The organism is Stenotrophomonas sp. 22DLJC03, assembly GCF_056861405.1.
Map to the genome: position 1 here is coordinate 1,234,756 of NZ_JBSPUG010000001.1, position 13,293 is coordinate 1,248,048.

Consider the following 13,293-nt stretch of genomic DNA (forward strand, 5'->3'; position numbering starts at 1 on the left):
CCTATTGGCTTTTGTGATGGTCGGTTGCACACTCGGGGAGGAGTCGATCGCCGGCACGGTGCCGGCGGCGCCGATGCGGCAGGCGGTCTCCTGTCGTGGGAGAGCCTTTGATGGCGGCGAGCGTACGCATGCGCAATACACTGACGCTGTTTTCCTCGAACGACGATGTACTGTGCCACCGTGTACGCCTGGTCCTGGCGGCCAAGGGTGTGAGCTTCGACTTCGTTCCGGTCGATCCACAGAACCCGCCCGAAGACCTGATCGACCTCAATCCGTACCATTCGGTGCCTACCCTGGTCGAGCGCGAGCTGGTGCTGTACGCGGCATCGGTGGTCAGCGAATACCTCGATGAGCGCTATCCGCATCCGCCGCTGATGCCGGTCGACCCGCTGTCGCGTGCCCGCATCCGATTGGCCATGCTGCGAATCGAGCACGATTGGGTGCCGCAGGTGCAGGCCATCCAGCTGGGCAACAAGACGCAGGCCGAAGCGGGGCGCAAGCGCCTGAAAGAATTGCTGACGGCTTCGCTGCCACTGTTCAAGGCCAGCAAATTCTTCCTCAATCCGGAAATGAGCCTGGCCGACTGCGCGATGGCCCCGATCATCTGGCGCCTGCAGTCGCTGGATGTGCCGCTGCCGAAGGACGGCAAGGCGATCGAGGACTACGGCAACCGCATCTTCCGTCACCCTGGTTTCATCCGCAGCCTGACCGAACAGGAAAAGAAACTGCGCGATCTGCCGGTCTGATCCGGTGCGCGATTACCCGTCTGCACGCCGACCGGCGTGCAGGCGATCTGCCCAGGCAGGGCGCCGGGCGCGTACACTTCACGCATGACCGAAGACTTCTTCCACATGACCAGCCACCGCCCGTACCTGCTGCGGGCGCTGGTGGAATGGATCAACGACAACCAGCTGACCCCGCACATCCTGGTCGACGCCGGCGTCCCCGGCGTGCAGGTCCCGCCTTCGGCGGTCAAGGATGGCCGGGTGGTGCTCAACATCGCCGAGCGCGCCGTCGTGCGGTTGATGATCGACAACGAGATGGTGAGCTTCTCGGCGCGCTTCTCTGGCACCAGCTATCCGGTGCAGGTGCCGATCAGCGCCGTGCTGGCCGTCTACGCCCGCGAGACCGGGCAGGGCATGGCGTTGCCGGATGACATTCCCGGCGCCGAAACCGCGCCGACCAGCGATGAACTGCTGCACGACGAAGACACGCCACCGGACGATACGCCGCCGGCCAGTCCGCCGCCGAAGGGGCGCCCGAACCTGCGCGTGGTCAAGTAACCTCTCCGACGCCGCCCCTCAAGGGCGGCGTTTTTCGTTTGATGGCGTAGCGCCGGGTGCCGTCAGGTTGTGGGGGCGAGATGGGGTGGGTGCCGACCGTTGGTCGGCACACCGGTGCCGCTGTGCTCGCCGGGCATGGCCCGGCGCTACCGCCTAGATGTCCTCGGCATCATCCACGTCCGCGCGGATCTGGCTGATCCGCGCCGCGCCCGGGCCAGTGAACGAAATCAGCTGATCGCCGCGCAGCACCATGCGCCCCACATGGCGGTCGATGCCATCGTAGGAATACTCGAACTTGAAGGTGCGCTCGAAACCGAGCCGGCCGTCCTCGCCGCGCGACAGGCGCAGGCCGGTAGCGTGCACCGCCTGGTCCAGCCATTGCACATCGGCGGCACGGCAGGCGTTGCGGCCCAGTTCGACCGCGCGCTCGGCAGCCGAACGCGCGGCGTTCCAGAAGAAGTAGATGATTCCGCCGGCAATCAGCAACAGCAGCAGGGTGGGCATGGCGTCAGCCGTCAGGTGTCGATCCTGCAAAGATGGCGGCGAACGCGCGCTGGATCAAGCGCCGGATTCAATGCGTTGGCCGCGGGCCACCAGAGACCGGTTGCGGCGGTATGACGACCGGCTGTGGCGCGGGTGAGGGCTGCATCGGCGTCGCTGTTGGTGTGGGCATCACCGACGGCGCAGTTGCGGTCAACTGCAGCAGCGCCGCCCAGTCCTGGCGGTTGAAGCTGCACTCGTCCTCGCGGCCCGGCGTGCAGCTGGGGTCGATGCCGGTGCTGTTGCGTTCGCGCGCGGGCGGCAGCTTGATCAGTCCGGTGCGGTCCAGCGGCAGCAGGCGCATCGCCACGGTGTTCATGACGTTGCCACCGATCAGGTACAGGGTCTGGTCGCCGCCGAGATTGGCCGCGACCACGACCTCGCAGTGCGACTTCCAGTGGCCGACCGAACCGTTGCCCAGCGCCTGCACCAGCCCGCCGTAGCTGAGCGTGCTGCTGCGGTCGCGCAGGAAGCACAGTAGGTCGCCCGGCGCGGGTTTGGCCGTGGCGGGGTCGACCAGCCGGTAGGGCACGCCCGACGGGCCACCCTGGTAGGCGGCACGGATGTAGTCGATGTGGCGTGGCGACGTGTTGAAGCCGGGAACGCCGGACTGCACCATTACCCAGGAAATGAACGCGGCCGACCACGGGTTGTCGATCAGGAAGGCGCGGCAGTCGCTGTCGGTGTAGCGCGTGCCCAGAGGTGCCAGACAGCTGCTGGCGCCCACGATGCTGCCCATCGCGTTGAGCGTGCCGCTGTTGCGCCAGTAGCCGGCCACGCGCTGCCAGGCGATCAGCCCGTTGTCGGCCAGGTGATCGCTTTCGGCTTCGGTGACGCTGAGGCTTGCGGCGCGGCCATCACGGTCGATGAAGGGCCGGTACCACAGACGGTGTTCGTTGCAGGCAGTATTGCGGATGGCCACCGCCAAGGGGCTCAGGCCAAAGCGTGGCGGTACATCGCAGGCTTCGGCGGCAGCCGCAGACAAGGGGGCGGCTGCCAGTAGCAGGCAGGCAGGCAAGAGCGTCCGGCGCATGCGCGGCTCCTGTGGGGGATGGCCGCAGCGTCGCAGTGCCGTCGTGAACGCCGGGTGTGAGATCGGGGTCAGATCCCTTTTCCCGAGGAAAAGGGATCTGACCCCAGCCCCGGCCTCAGCCCGGCGGCGGGCCCAGCTTCAGCGACAGATCAATCGCTTGCACGTGCTTGGTCAGTCCACCGATCGAGATGCAGTCCACGCCGTCTTCGGCGATCGAACGCAGGCCACCCAGGCCGACGCTGCCGGAGACCTCAAGCGGAATGCGTCCCGCCGTGATGCGCACCGCCTCGCGGCGCAGATCGGGACTGAAGTCATCCAGCAGGATGCGCTCGCAGCCGGCCTCCAGTGCCTGCCGCAACTGCTCCAGATCCTCGACCTCGACCACCAGCGGCAGCTGCGGCCATTGCCGGCGTGCAGCCGCCACAGCGGCAGCCAGCGAACCGGCGGCACGGATGTGGTTTTCCTTCAGCATCACCGTGTCGTACAGGCCGAAGCGGTGATTCTCGCCACCGCCGCAGCGCACTGCGTACTTCTGCGCCAGGCGCAGGCCGGGCAGCGTCTTGCGGGTGTCGAGGATGCGCGTGCCGGTGCCTTCCACGGCCGCCACGTAGCGGGCGGTGGTGGTGGCGGTGGCGGACAGCGTCTGCAGGAAATTCAGCGAGGTGCGCTCGGCGCTGACCAGGCTGCGGCTGCGGCCATGCAGCAGGGCCAGTACGGTGCCGGCGGTGACTGCATCGCCGTCGGCAACGCGCCATTCAATGCGCACGTCGGGGTCGAGTGCACGATGGGTGGCGTCGAACCAGGGGCGGCCGGCGATCACCGCATCCTGCTTGCACAGCAGATAGGCGCTGTCGGCCTGGTCAGGCAACAGGGCGGCGGTGACGTCGCCGCTGCCGAGGTCCTCGGCCAGCGCACGCGCGACATCGGCGGCGACCACGGCCGCATCCGGCGTCGGCAGCGTGCTCATGCGGCCGGGAAGTCGGCGATCTGCGCGGTGGGGATGGCTTCCTCGGCCAGCAGCACCGGGATGCCATCGTCGACGCGGAACACCTGCTTTCGGTCGCGGGTGACCAGCGCCTCGCGCAGCGGCTGCGCCAGCGGGTTGCCATCGGCCTTGTTCACCGCGCCGGTGGAAATGGCCTTGTTGAGGGCTTCCAGGCCCTTGCCATCCAGCAGGGACAGGGGCTGGCGGGTGTCCGGCGACACCAGCAGGTCGAGCAGCTTGCGATCCATGGTTCTTCGTCTTGCGTGGAAGATGGCTAGAATACGTCTTTAAGGCAGGTGACGGCCAATGACCCCCAACCCGATCGCGCCGCTTGTCGGCATCGTCATGGGTTCCCGCTCCGACTGGGAAACCATGCAGCACGCCGCCCAGAAGCTTGAAGCCCTGGGTGTTCCGTTCGAAGTGAAGGTGGTGTCCGCCCATCGGACGCCGGATGTGTTGTTCAGTTACGCCGAGCAGGCGGGCCCGCGTGGTCTGCGCGCGATCATCGCCGGTGCCGGCGGGGCCGCGCACCTGCCGGGCATGATCGCGGCCAAGACCGCGGTGCCGGTGCTGGGCGTGCCCGTGCAGTCCAAGGCCCTCAACGGCATGGATTCGCTGCTGTCGATCGTGCAGATGCCGGCCGGCATCCCGGTCGCCACCTTCGCCATCGGCAATGCAGGTGCCTCGAACGCCGCCCTGTTCGCCGCCGCGATGCTGGCCAGCGACCAGCCGGCTATCGGCCAGGCGCTTGACGCGTTCCGCGCACGCCAGACCGAAGACGTGATGGCCCACGACGATCCGCGCCAATGAGCTTGACCGTCGGCATCCTGGGCGGCGGCCAGCTCGCCCGCATGATGGTTCTGGCTGGTGCGCCGCTGGGACTGCGCTTCGAACTGTATGACCCGGCAGCCGACGCCTGCAGTGGCCCGCTGGCGCCGCTCACCGTCGGCGCGTTTGACGACCGCCAGGCTCTGGCGGACTTCGCCGCCAGGGTCGATGTGGTCACCTTCGATTTCGAGAACGTGCCTGCCGACAGCGCGCAGTTCCTGGCTGATCGCGTGCCGGTCTACCCGCCGCCGGCCGCACTGGCCGTGGCCCAGGACCGGCTGAGCGAGAAGACCCTGTTCCAGCAGCTGGGCATCCCGCTGCCGGCCTTTGCCGACATCCGCAGCCGTGACGAGCTGGCCGCGAAGGCCGCCGAGTTCGGCCTGCCGTGCATTCTCAAGACGCGCCGCCTCGGTTATGACGGCAAGGGCCAGTTCCGCCTGCGCAGCGAAGCCGACATCGACGCGGCATGGAATGCGCTGGGCGCCCAGGTCGAACGCACTGGCCTGATCCTGGAGGGCTTCGTGGCCTTCCAGCGCGAGGTCAGTGTGGTTGCCGTGCGTGGCCGCGATGGCAGCTTCCAGGCCTGGCCGGTCACCGGTAACTGGCACGTCGACGGGGTGCTGTCGGCCAGCGTGGCCCCGGCCGTGCTGTCGGCCGCCGAGCATGAGGCCGCGATCGGCTATGCGCGCCGCATCGCGGAGCACCTGCAGTATGTCGGTGTGTTCGCGCTGGAGCTGTTCTGCCGCGATGGCGAACTGCTGGCCAACGAGATGGCACCGCGCGTGCACAACTCCGGCCACTGGACCATCGAAGGCAGTGAAACTTCGCAGTTCGAGAACCACCTGCGTGCGGTGCTCGGCCTGCCGCTGGGCAGCACCCGCATGCTCGGCCATGCCTGCATGCTGAACTGGCTGGGCGCGATGCCCGACCCGTTGCCGGTGCTGGCCCAGGCCAGCGGCCACTGGCACGACTACGGGAAGGAAGCGCGCGATGGCCGCAAGGTTGGCCACGCCACCTTGCGCGACGATGATGCCGATGCGCTGGCCGATGCGCTGGAGCAGGTCGGCCTGGAGCTGGACCGCCAGGCCCAGGTGGCACCAGCGGTACACGCGCTGCGCAATCGCTGAGGAGGGTAGTGCCGGCCGCTGGCCGGCAATGCAACGCTGTGGCGCGCCGGTGCAGGCATCGGCGCAACATTCCCGGTGGTAGCCTGGAGCTCCTTTCACAGGAGTCATCCCCATGCTCGACTGGAATGCCTACCGCAAGGAACTGAAGGGCCGCATCGGCGAGATCGGCAAGCTTTCACCGGATACGGTCAAGGGCTACGCGACGCTGGCCAATGCCGGCGCGCAGACCAACCATCTCGATGCCAAGACCCGCGAGCTGATCGCGCTGGCGGTGGCGGTCACCACCCGCTGTGATGGCTGCATCACCGTGCACGTGGATGCTGCGCTGAAGCACGGCGCCAGCCGCGAGGAAATCGCCGAAGCGCTGGGCGTGGCGGTGTCGCTCAATGCCGGTGCAGCGCTGGTCTACTCGGCGCGGGTGATGGATGCCGTGGCCGCGCACGAGAGCGCGTGAGGTCCACGTGTCGCCGGGCCATGCCCGGCGGATGTCCTCAGCGCAGCTGGCTTTCGGCGAATTCCCAGTTGACCATCTGCCAGAACGCTTCCAGATAACGCGCGCGATCATTCTGGTAGTCGGTGTAGTAGGCGTGTTCCCACACATCGCAGCACAGCAGTGGCGTACTCTCGCCGGTCAGCGGCGTGCCGGCATTGCGGGTGGCCTGGATGCCCAGCTGGCCGCCGGGATGCTGCACCAGCCACACCCAGCCGGAGCCGAACAGCCCCAGCGCGGTACGGTTGAACTCCTCGCGCAGGCGCTGCGTGTCGCCAAACTGGCGCTTGACCAGCTCGCCCAGCCGGCCCTGTGGCTCGCCACCGCCGCGTGGGCGCAGGCATTGCCAGTAGAAGCCGTGGTTCCACGCCTGGGCCGCAGCGTCGAACAGTCTGCCCTGGGTGTGGCGGACGATCTCTTCCAGTGACGCCTCCTCCCACTCGGTGCCGAGAATGCCGGCATTGACCGCATCGACATAGGCGCGATGGTGGCGGCCGTGGTGCAGTTCCACGGTCTGCGCGGACAGGTGCGGCAGCAGGGAGCCAGAGAGGTAGGGCAGGGCAGGCAATTCGACGGGCATGGACAGGTTCGTGGCAGGGGGCGGCGGCAGCCGGTTCCATCGGCTTACAATGGCGGCTACCTTGGGCAGTCTAGCCGACCATCGCGGTCGGTTTGTCCGGCGGAGCAAGGAGTGTGGTTGTGGCGGTAATGCAGCAAATCCAGGCCGAGGTCGATCGTTACCCGCTCGTCTTGTTCATGAAGGGCACCCCGCAATACCCGATGTGTGGCTTCTCCAGCCGCGCCGTACAGGCGTTGATGGCTGCCGGCGCCGTCACCCTGCGCACCGTCAACGTGCTGGAAGAGCCGGAGATCCGCGCCAATCTGCCGCGCTTCTCCAATCTGCCGACCTTCCCGCAGCTGTTCATCAACGGCGAGTTGATCGGCGGCTGCGACATCGTCATGGAACTGTTCGAAGCCGGCGAGCTGAAGCGCATCGTCGAAGAGGCGACCCAGGGATGAGTGCCTGGCCATCGACGTCACCGACTGACGGGGCGCTCGATGGCCGCCCGTTGCAGGACCGCGTGGTGCTGGTTGCCGGTGCCGGTGGCGGGCTGGGCAGTGCCGCAGCGGTCGCAGCGGCCGCCGCCGGGGCCACTGTCGTCCTGATGGGGCGCAAGCCGCGCCGGCTGGATCGCGTCTATGCGCAGGTCCAGGCCGTCGGTCCGGAGCCTCTGCTCTACCCGCTGGACCTGGAAGGCGCCGGCCCCGATGACTATGCCGAGCTGGCCCAGGCCCTGCAGCGCGAGCTGGGCCGCCTGGACGGCCTGCTGGTCTGCGCCGCCCACTTCCCGGGCCTGACCCCGTTCGAGCTGGCCGATCCGGCCAGCTTCGCCCGCGCCGTCCATGTCACCCTGACTGCCCCGGCCTGGCTGGCCCAAGCCTGCCTGCCGCTGCTGCGGCAGCGTGAGGATGCAGCGCTGGTATTCGCCGTCGATGCGCCCGAACGGGTCGGGCAGGCCTACTGGGGCGGCTACGGCGTGGCCCAGCACGGCTTGCGTGGCCTGATCGCCAGCCTGCACGACGAACTCGGCCGCAGCCCGGTGCGGGTCAGTGGCCTGTACCCCGGCCCGCTCCGCACGGCGCTGCGCGCCCGTGCCTATTCGGTCGACCAGGATCCGGCCGCCCAAGGGCCGGAAGCGGCCGCGGCGGCGGCCGTGACCCTCCTGTCCAGCGCGGGGAGCGCGTGGCGCGGGCAGGTCCTTGACGCCAGTGGAATGAGCCCGGTCGAGTAAGTCCCGGGGAAAGGCGGAGTGAAGAACCCGTCACGATTGCGTTGCGATCCGGTGCCGTTTGTCGCACAACCGTCACATCCAAGGCGTAGCGTGTTAATCTAGTGTTAACCGTTTCGGCAGCTGCCGTTCACGGTAGGGAACCCCAGATAAATGTCCGAACAGCCGCCCGCAAGGCTGCTTGGATGCGCTTTTTTTCCGCCATCGCCAACTCGCATCGAGGCTACCGAAAAATGACTCACCCACTCCGGATGTCCAAGCTTACCCTTGGTCTCGTGGCTGCACTTGCTGCCGCTCCTGCCTTCGCCCAGAGCACCTCCGCCGGTGTCGGTGGCCAGGTCATGTCCGCTGCAGGCCAGCCTGTCGCCGGCGCTGAAGTCACCATCACCCACACCGAGTCGGGCACTGTTTCGCGTGCTACCACCGATGCGTCGGGTCGTTACAACGCGCGCGGCCTGCGCGTGGGTGGCCCGTACACCATCACCATCACCAAGTCCGGTGAAGGCACCAAGACCGAAGAAGGTGTCTTCCTGAACCTGAATCAGGTCAACACGGTCAATGCCAACCTGGGCGGCGATCTGGCTGCCACCAACCTGGATGCCGTGAACGTTGTCGCCACCGCCGGCGGCCTGGACCTGTTCAGCGCCACCAAGATGGGCACCGGCACCAACGTCACCCGCGAGACGATGGACGCGCTGCCGTCGGCCAACCGCAACATCCAGGACTACATCCGCCTGGACCCGCGCATCTCGCAGGTCAGCAAGGCTGACGGCGCGATCTCGGCCGGTGGCCAGAACACCCGCTACAACGCCATCCGCATCGACGGCATCAGCGCCTCCGATCCGTTCGGCCTGGGCTCCAACAACCTGCCGACCGAGCGTCAGCCGGTGTCGATGGACGCCATCCAGGAAATCAACATCGACCTGGCCAACTACGACACCACCATCGCCGGTGGTACCGGTGCGGTGATCAACGCCGTGACCAAGTCGGGTACCAATGAATTCCACGGCACCGTGTACGGTTCGTACCGCGACAAGGACATGGTCCGTTCGCGTTTGGAAGGTGACCGCACGGACTTCAATGGCTTCAAGGACGAGAAGACCTACGGCATGACCTTCGGCGGCCCGATCGTCAAGGACAAGCTGTTCTTCTTCACCAACTACGAGAAGTACGAGCGTAGCGGTGGCGGCGTCAGCCTGAGCGAAAGCCCGTACAACAAGGATCCGTCGAAGGGCGGTATCAGTGATGCCGACATCTCGGCCGTGCAGAAGCGCATGGCGGAGCTGGGCCATCCGGTGGGCAGCGTCAGCGACTTGAACAACAAGACCGAGATCGAAGAGTACGCGGTCAAGCTGGATTGGAACATCAACGAGAATCATCGTGCAGCCCTGCGCTACAACAAGATGAAGCAGGACGTCGTCCGCTTCCCGCAGGTCAGCAGCAGTGCGCTGTCGCTGAGTGACTTCTGGTATACCCAGCCGACCGAATACGAAACCTGGATGGGTGAGCTGTTCAGCGACTGGTCCGAGAACTTCTCGACCGAGTTCAAGGTTTCGCACAAGGACTACTCGTCTAACCGCGTCGCAGCTTCGCACCTGCCGCAGATGCGCGTGCGCTTCGGCAGCAACTCGCTGTACCTGGGTACCGAGCAGAACACCCACACCAACCTGGTCGAGTCGAAGGAACTGAGCGCCTTCGGTGCCGGCACCTGGTACGTCGGTGACCACACCATCAAGTTCGGTTTCGATTACACCGACAACGACCTGATGAATTTCTACGGCCGCAACTTGTACGGCGCGTATGACTTCCGTGACCTGGCCTCGTTCCTGAAGGGCACCGCGAACGGCTACCAGCTGCGCGTTCCGCGTCCGGGCGGCAGCCTGGATGACATTCCGGCCAAGTTCCACCTGAAGAACACCGGTCTGTTCATCCAGGATACCTGGGCGATCAACTACAACCTGAGCCTGATGTTCGGTGTCCGCGTGGACATCCCGGACTTCACCAGCCAGACCAAGTACAACACCGATATCCAGGCGCTGTATGGCTACAACAACACCAAGCTGGTGGACAAGAGCCTGATCCAGCCGCGTGTTGGCTTCAACTACACCTTCGACAGCGATCGCCCGACCCAGCTGCGCGGTGGCGTAGGCCTGTTCGGCGGTGCAGCCCCGAACGTGTGGCTGGCAGGTGCGTACCAGAACACCGGCCTGAACTACGTTGAGTACAACGTCAGCGGCAATCCGGGTGGCTTCAGCGTCGATGCCGACAATCCGTTCATCCCGGATCCGTCGAAGATCATCGCCCGCCAGAACGTCGACATCATCAACCCGGGCACCCGTCTGCCGTCGGTGTGGAAGGCCAACCTGGCCTTCGATCACGAGCTGCCGTGGTATGGCATCGTGGCCTCGGCCGAACTGCTGTTCACCAAGGTCAAGGATGGCCTGTACTTCGAGCGCCTGGACCTGACCAATGGCAAGGGCAATGGCCCGACCTACGTGTCGGCACAGGATGGTCGTGAGATCTACTGGAACGACAAGGGCCTGAACCAGGCCAACAGCAAGATCGACAGCCGCAGCGGCGACAACCTGGGCATGGAGAACGGCACCAACGGCGTGCTGAACCGCAACTACCGCCCGAACAACATCGGCGACGTGCTGCTCCTGCGCAATACCGACAAGGGCCGTGGCAGCCAGGCGACCTTCTCGCTGGCCAAGCCGCTGACCGAGAACTGGGGCTGGTCGCTGGGTTACACCTACACCCAGTCGAAGGAAGTGAGCCCGCTGACCAGCTCGCAGAACACCTCGAACTGGAACAACACCCAGATCCTGAACGCCAACGAGAACATCGCGTACAACTCGCGCTATGCGATCAAGGACCGTGTCACCGGTACCCTGGAGTGGAAGCACAACTTCTTCGGTGACAACGCCACCCGCGTCGGTCTGTTCTATGAAGGCCGTTCGGGCCGTCCGTACAGCTACGTGTTCTACAACGATGCCAACGGCGACAGCGCAATCGGCAACGACCTGTTCTACGTGCCGAAGGGTCCGGGCGACGTGATCTTCACTGGCGGCGTCGACATGGAGAAGAAGTTCTTCGACTGGCTGGCGCAGAATCCGGAACTCGATGCCTACCGTGGCAGCACGGTGCCGGCCAACCAGCACCGCGCCAAGTGGGTCAACAGCTTCGATGTCCGCATCAGCCAGGAATTCCCGGGCTTCGCGAAGACCCACAAGGGTGAGATCGCGCTGGACATCATGAATGTCGGCAACCTGCTCAACAAGAAGTGGGGCCTGATCGACGACTACGGCTTCTACGCCACCCGTCGCGTGGGCAACTTCGCAGGTATCGATCCGGCCACCGGCAAGTACGTGTACTCGTTCACCGGTGCGGATGATTCCTCGGTCCAGGAAAACAACAACGACAAGGGCAACACCGCCGTGTCGCGTTGGTCGATGCAGCTGACCGTGAAGTACAAGTTCTGATCCGTCAGAGCCTGAAGCAGTGAGTGAGAACGGCCGGGGAAACCCGGCCGTTTTCCGTTCATGCGAAAGTCCTTGCAGGTCACCTGGCATCGGCGTAGCATCCAGAAATGTGCGCGGTGCCAACGCCGCCGATGCGGTCCCGGAAAGGCGAACGCGGGAAGCACACATCCAACGGTCGGGCTTCCCGGCCGTTTTGCTTTTTAAGGGGGCGGCAGTACAGTCGGAAACCTTGAAGGAAGCGAAAAATTGGATATGACCACGAACGAAAAATCAGCCCGTGCACTGCCGGTGCAGGACGCGCGGATCTACCCGCGCGGTGGGCTGGATGTGCTGTCGCGGGCCGAAGTGGCCCGCCTGCGCGATGCGTCTGCCGGCGGTATGCACGAGCTGCTGCGCCGCTGCGCGCTGGCCGTGCTGACCAGCGGCAGTGCCTCTGACGATCCGCGCGCGGCGCGCGATCTGTATCCCGATTTCGACATCCAGGTGGCGCAACAGGATCGCGGCGTGCGCATCGACCTGGTCAATGCACCGGCGATGGCCTTTGTCGATGGCGAGATCATCCGCGGCGTCGCCGAACTGCTGTTCGCAGTGGTGCGTGACCTGGCCTACATGGCCATCGAGATGGGCCCGGCCTACGCGGCCGAGCTGGAGTCGTCCGAGGGCATCACCAATGCGGTGTTCGGCCTGCTGCGCAACGCGCGCATCCTCAACCCGGGCGACCCGAACCTGGTGGTGTGCTGGGGCGGCCACTCGATCTCGCGCGACGAATACCTGTACACCAAGCAGGTGGGCTACGAGCTGGGCCTGCGCGGTCTGGACATCTGCACCGGCTGTGGTCCGGGCGCGATGAAGGGCCCGATGAAGGGCGCCACCATCGCCCATGCCAAGCAGCGCCGCACCGTGACGCGTTACATCGGCCTGACCGAGCCGGGCATCATCGCCGCCGAGTCGCCGAACCCGATCGTCAACCACCTGGTGATCATGCCGGACATCGAGAAGCGCCTTGAGGCCTTCGTCCGCATCGGCCACGGCATCATCGTGTTCGCCGGTGGCGTCGGCACCGCCGAGGAAATCCTGTACCTGCTCGGCATCCTGCTGCGCGAGGAAAACAAGGACCTGCCGTTCCCGCTGATCCTGACCGGCCCGACGGTGGCAGCGCCGTACTTCGAGCAGATCGATCGCTTCATCCGCCTGACCCTGGGCGATGCAGCCGCCGAGCGCTACGAGATCGTCATCGGCGACCCGGTGGCGGTGGCAAAGAAGATGGCCAACGGCATCAAGCGCGTGCGTGAGCACCGCCTGGCACAGAAGGACTCGTTCTTCTTCAACTGGTCGATCGAGATTCCGTGGGAGTACCAGCAGCCGTTCGTGCCGACCCACGAGGCAATGGCCGCGCTGGACCTGCACCACGGACGTGCCCCGCACGCGCTGGCGGCCGACCTGCGCCGGGCGTTCTCGGGCATCGTTGCCGGCAACGTGAAGGAAGACGGCATGCGCCGCATCGAGCAGTTCGGGCCGTTCCAGATCCACGGCGATACGGACATGATGCAGGCCCTGGATGGGCTGCTGCGTGCCTTCGTCGAGCAGCGCCGGATGAAGATCTCCGGCGAGTACCAGCCCTGCTACCAGGTGCTGGCCTGATCGGCCCGGGGTCGGATTCCATCGGGCTCCGACCCCGCCACGGGCGGCCGACAGGGCAGGGGTCGTCAAGGCTTTGACGCCCGTCGCCCCGGAT

Annotated in this window: 14 protein-coding genes; 9 read left to right on the top strand and 5 right to left on the bottom strand. The window is 66.0% G+C overall.

Annotated elements, in window-relative coordinates:
- The first annotated feature begins 110 nt into the window (after window positions 1-110).
- Together AC13GA_RS05670 and AC13GA_RS05675 are read left to right on the top strand one after the other, a co-directional pair.
- On the top strand, window positions 111-746 hold the full coding sequence (locus AC13GA_RS05670) for a glutathione S-transferase N-terminal domain-containing protein (RefSeq protein ID WP_046983323.1): 636 nt from the start codon (window positions 111-113) through the stop codon (window positions 744-746).
- An 84-nt stretch (window positions 747-830) separates the two neighbouring features.
- Complete coding sequence (locus AC13GA_RS05675; protein WP_046983322.1) at window positions 831-1,283, top strand: ClpXP protease specificity-enhancing factor; 453 nt, start codon at window positions 831-833, stop codon at window positions 1,281-1,283.
- Between the two features lie 153 nt (window positions 1,284-1,436).
- Here AC13GA_RS05675 and AC13GA_RS05680 read toward each other — a convergent pair whose 3' ends face one another.
- The 4 genes from AC13GA_RS05680 to AC13GA_RS05695 form a co-directional block, all read right to left on the bottom strand.
- Window positions 1,437-1,787, bottom strand: coding sequence for a DUF3301 domain-containing protein (locus AC13GA_RS05680; protein ID WP_012510594.1), 351 nt, complete (start codon window positions 1,785-1,787; stop codon window positions 1,437-1,439).
- A 67-nt stretch (window positions 1,788-1,854) separates the two neighbouring features.
- Window positions 1,855-2,856 (bottom strand): DUF2272 domain-containing protein, encoded by a 1,002-nt coding sequence (locus tag AC13GA_RS05685; RefSeq protein WP_482997679.1) that lies wholly within the window; start codon window positions 2,854-2,856, stop codon window positions 1,855-1,857.
- A 115-nt stretch (window positions 2,857-2,971) separates the two neighbouring features.
- Entirely contained in the window at window positions 2,972-3,823 is an 852-nt protein-coding gene (gene nadC / locus AC13GA_RS05690) for a carboxylating nicotinate-nucleotide diphosphorylase (RefSeq protein WP_012510596.1), read from the bottom strand.
- Entirely contained in the window at window positions 3,820-4,089 is a 270-nt protein-coding gene (locus AC13GA_RS05695) for a Trm112 family protein (protein ID WP_032128883.1), read from the bottom strand. The genes nadC and AC13GA_RS05695 overlap by 4 nt, the downstream gene beginning before the upstream one ends.
- Before the next feature lie 58 nt (window positions 4,090-4,147).
- Here AC13GA_RS05695 and purE point away from each other — a divergent pair, with 58 nt between their 5' ends.
- The 3 genes from purE to AC13GA_RS05710 all read left to right on the top strand — a co-directional run bounded on the left by purE (window position 4,148) and on the right by AC13GA_RS05710 (window position 6,250).
- The gene (gene purE, locus AC13GA_RS05700; protein WP_005412808.1) at window positions 4,148-4,651 is read left to right on the top strand and encodes a 5-(carboxyamino)imidazole ribonucleotide mutase; all 504 of its coding nucleotides are present in this window, start codon (window positions 4,148-4,150) and stop codon (window positions 4,649-4,651) included.
- Window positions 4,648-5,796, top strand: coding sequence for a 5-(carboxyamino)imidazole ribonucleotide synthase (locus tag AC13GA_RS05705; RefSeq protein ID WP_482997680.1), 1,149 nt, complete (start codon window positions 4,648-4,650; stop codon window positions 5,794-5,796). Before purE ends, AC13GA_RS05705 begins: the two co-directional genes overlap by 4 nt.
- Before the next feature lie 112 nt (window positions 5,797-5,908).
- Window positions 5,909-6,250 (top strand): carboxymuconolactone decarboxylase family protein, encoded by a 342-nt coding sequence (locus AC13GA_RS05710; RefSeq protein WP_004152082.1) that lies wholly within the window; start codon window positions 5,909-5,911, stop codon window positions 6,248-6,250.
- Window positions 6,251-6,287: 37 nt separating this feature from the next.
- On the opposite strand, the gene AC13GA_RS05715 is transcribed toward AC13GA_RS05710, so the two are convergent.
- Window positions 6,288-6,866 carry a superoxide dismutase gene (locus AC13GA_RS05715; RefSeq protein ID WP_136638773.1) on the bottom strand — a complete coding sequence of 193 codons (579 nt, stop codon included), beginning with the start codon at window positions 6,864-6,866 and terminating at the stop codon, window positions 6,288-6,290.
- Window positions 6,867-6,985: 119 nt separating this feature from the next.
- Here AC13GA_RS05715 and grxD point away from each other — a divergent pair, with 119 nt between their 5' ends.
- The 4 genes from grxD (at window position 6,986) to ppnN (ending at window position 13,199) form a co-directional block, all read left to right on the top strand.
- Window positions 6,986-7,306 carry a Grx4 family monothiol glutaredoxin gene (gene grxD / locus AC13GA_RS05720; protein ID WP_004152129.1) on the top strand — a complete coding sequence of 107 codons (321 nt, stop codon included), beginning with the start codon at window positions 6,986-6,988 and terminating at the stop codon, window positions 7,304-7,306.
- A complete protein-coding gene (locus AC13GA_RS05725; RefSeq protein ID WP_482997681.1) occupies window positions 7,303-8,079 on the top strand; it encodes an SDR family NAD(P)-dependent oxidoreductase in 777 nt (258 codons plus the stop codon). Before grxD ends, AC13GA_RS05725 begins: the two co-directional genes overlap by 4 nt.
- A gap of 230 nt (window positions 8,080-8,309) precedes the next feature.
- Entirely contained in the window at window positions 8,310-11,558 is a 3,249-nt protein-coding gene (locus AC13GA_RS05730; protein WP_482997682.1) for a TonB-dependent receptor, read from the top strand.
- Between the two features lie 252 nt (window positions 11,559-11,810).
- The gene (ppnN, locus tag AC13GA_RS05735; RefSeq protein WP_004152180.1) at window positions 11,811-13,199 is read left to right on the top strand and encodes a nucleotide 5'-monophosphate nucleosidase PpnN; all 1,389 of its coding nucleotides are present in this window, start codon (window positions 11,811-11,813) and stop codon (window positions 13,197-13,199) included.
- The last annotated feature ends 94 nt before the right edge of the window (window positions 13,200-13,293 follow it).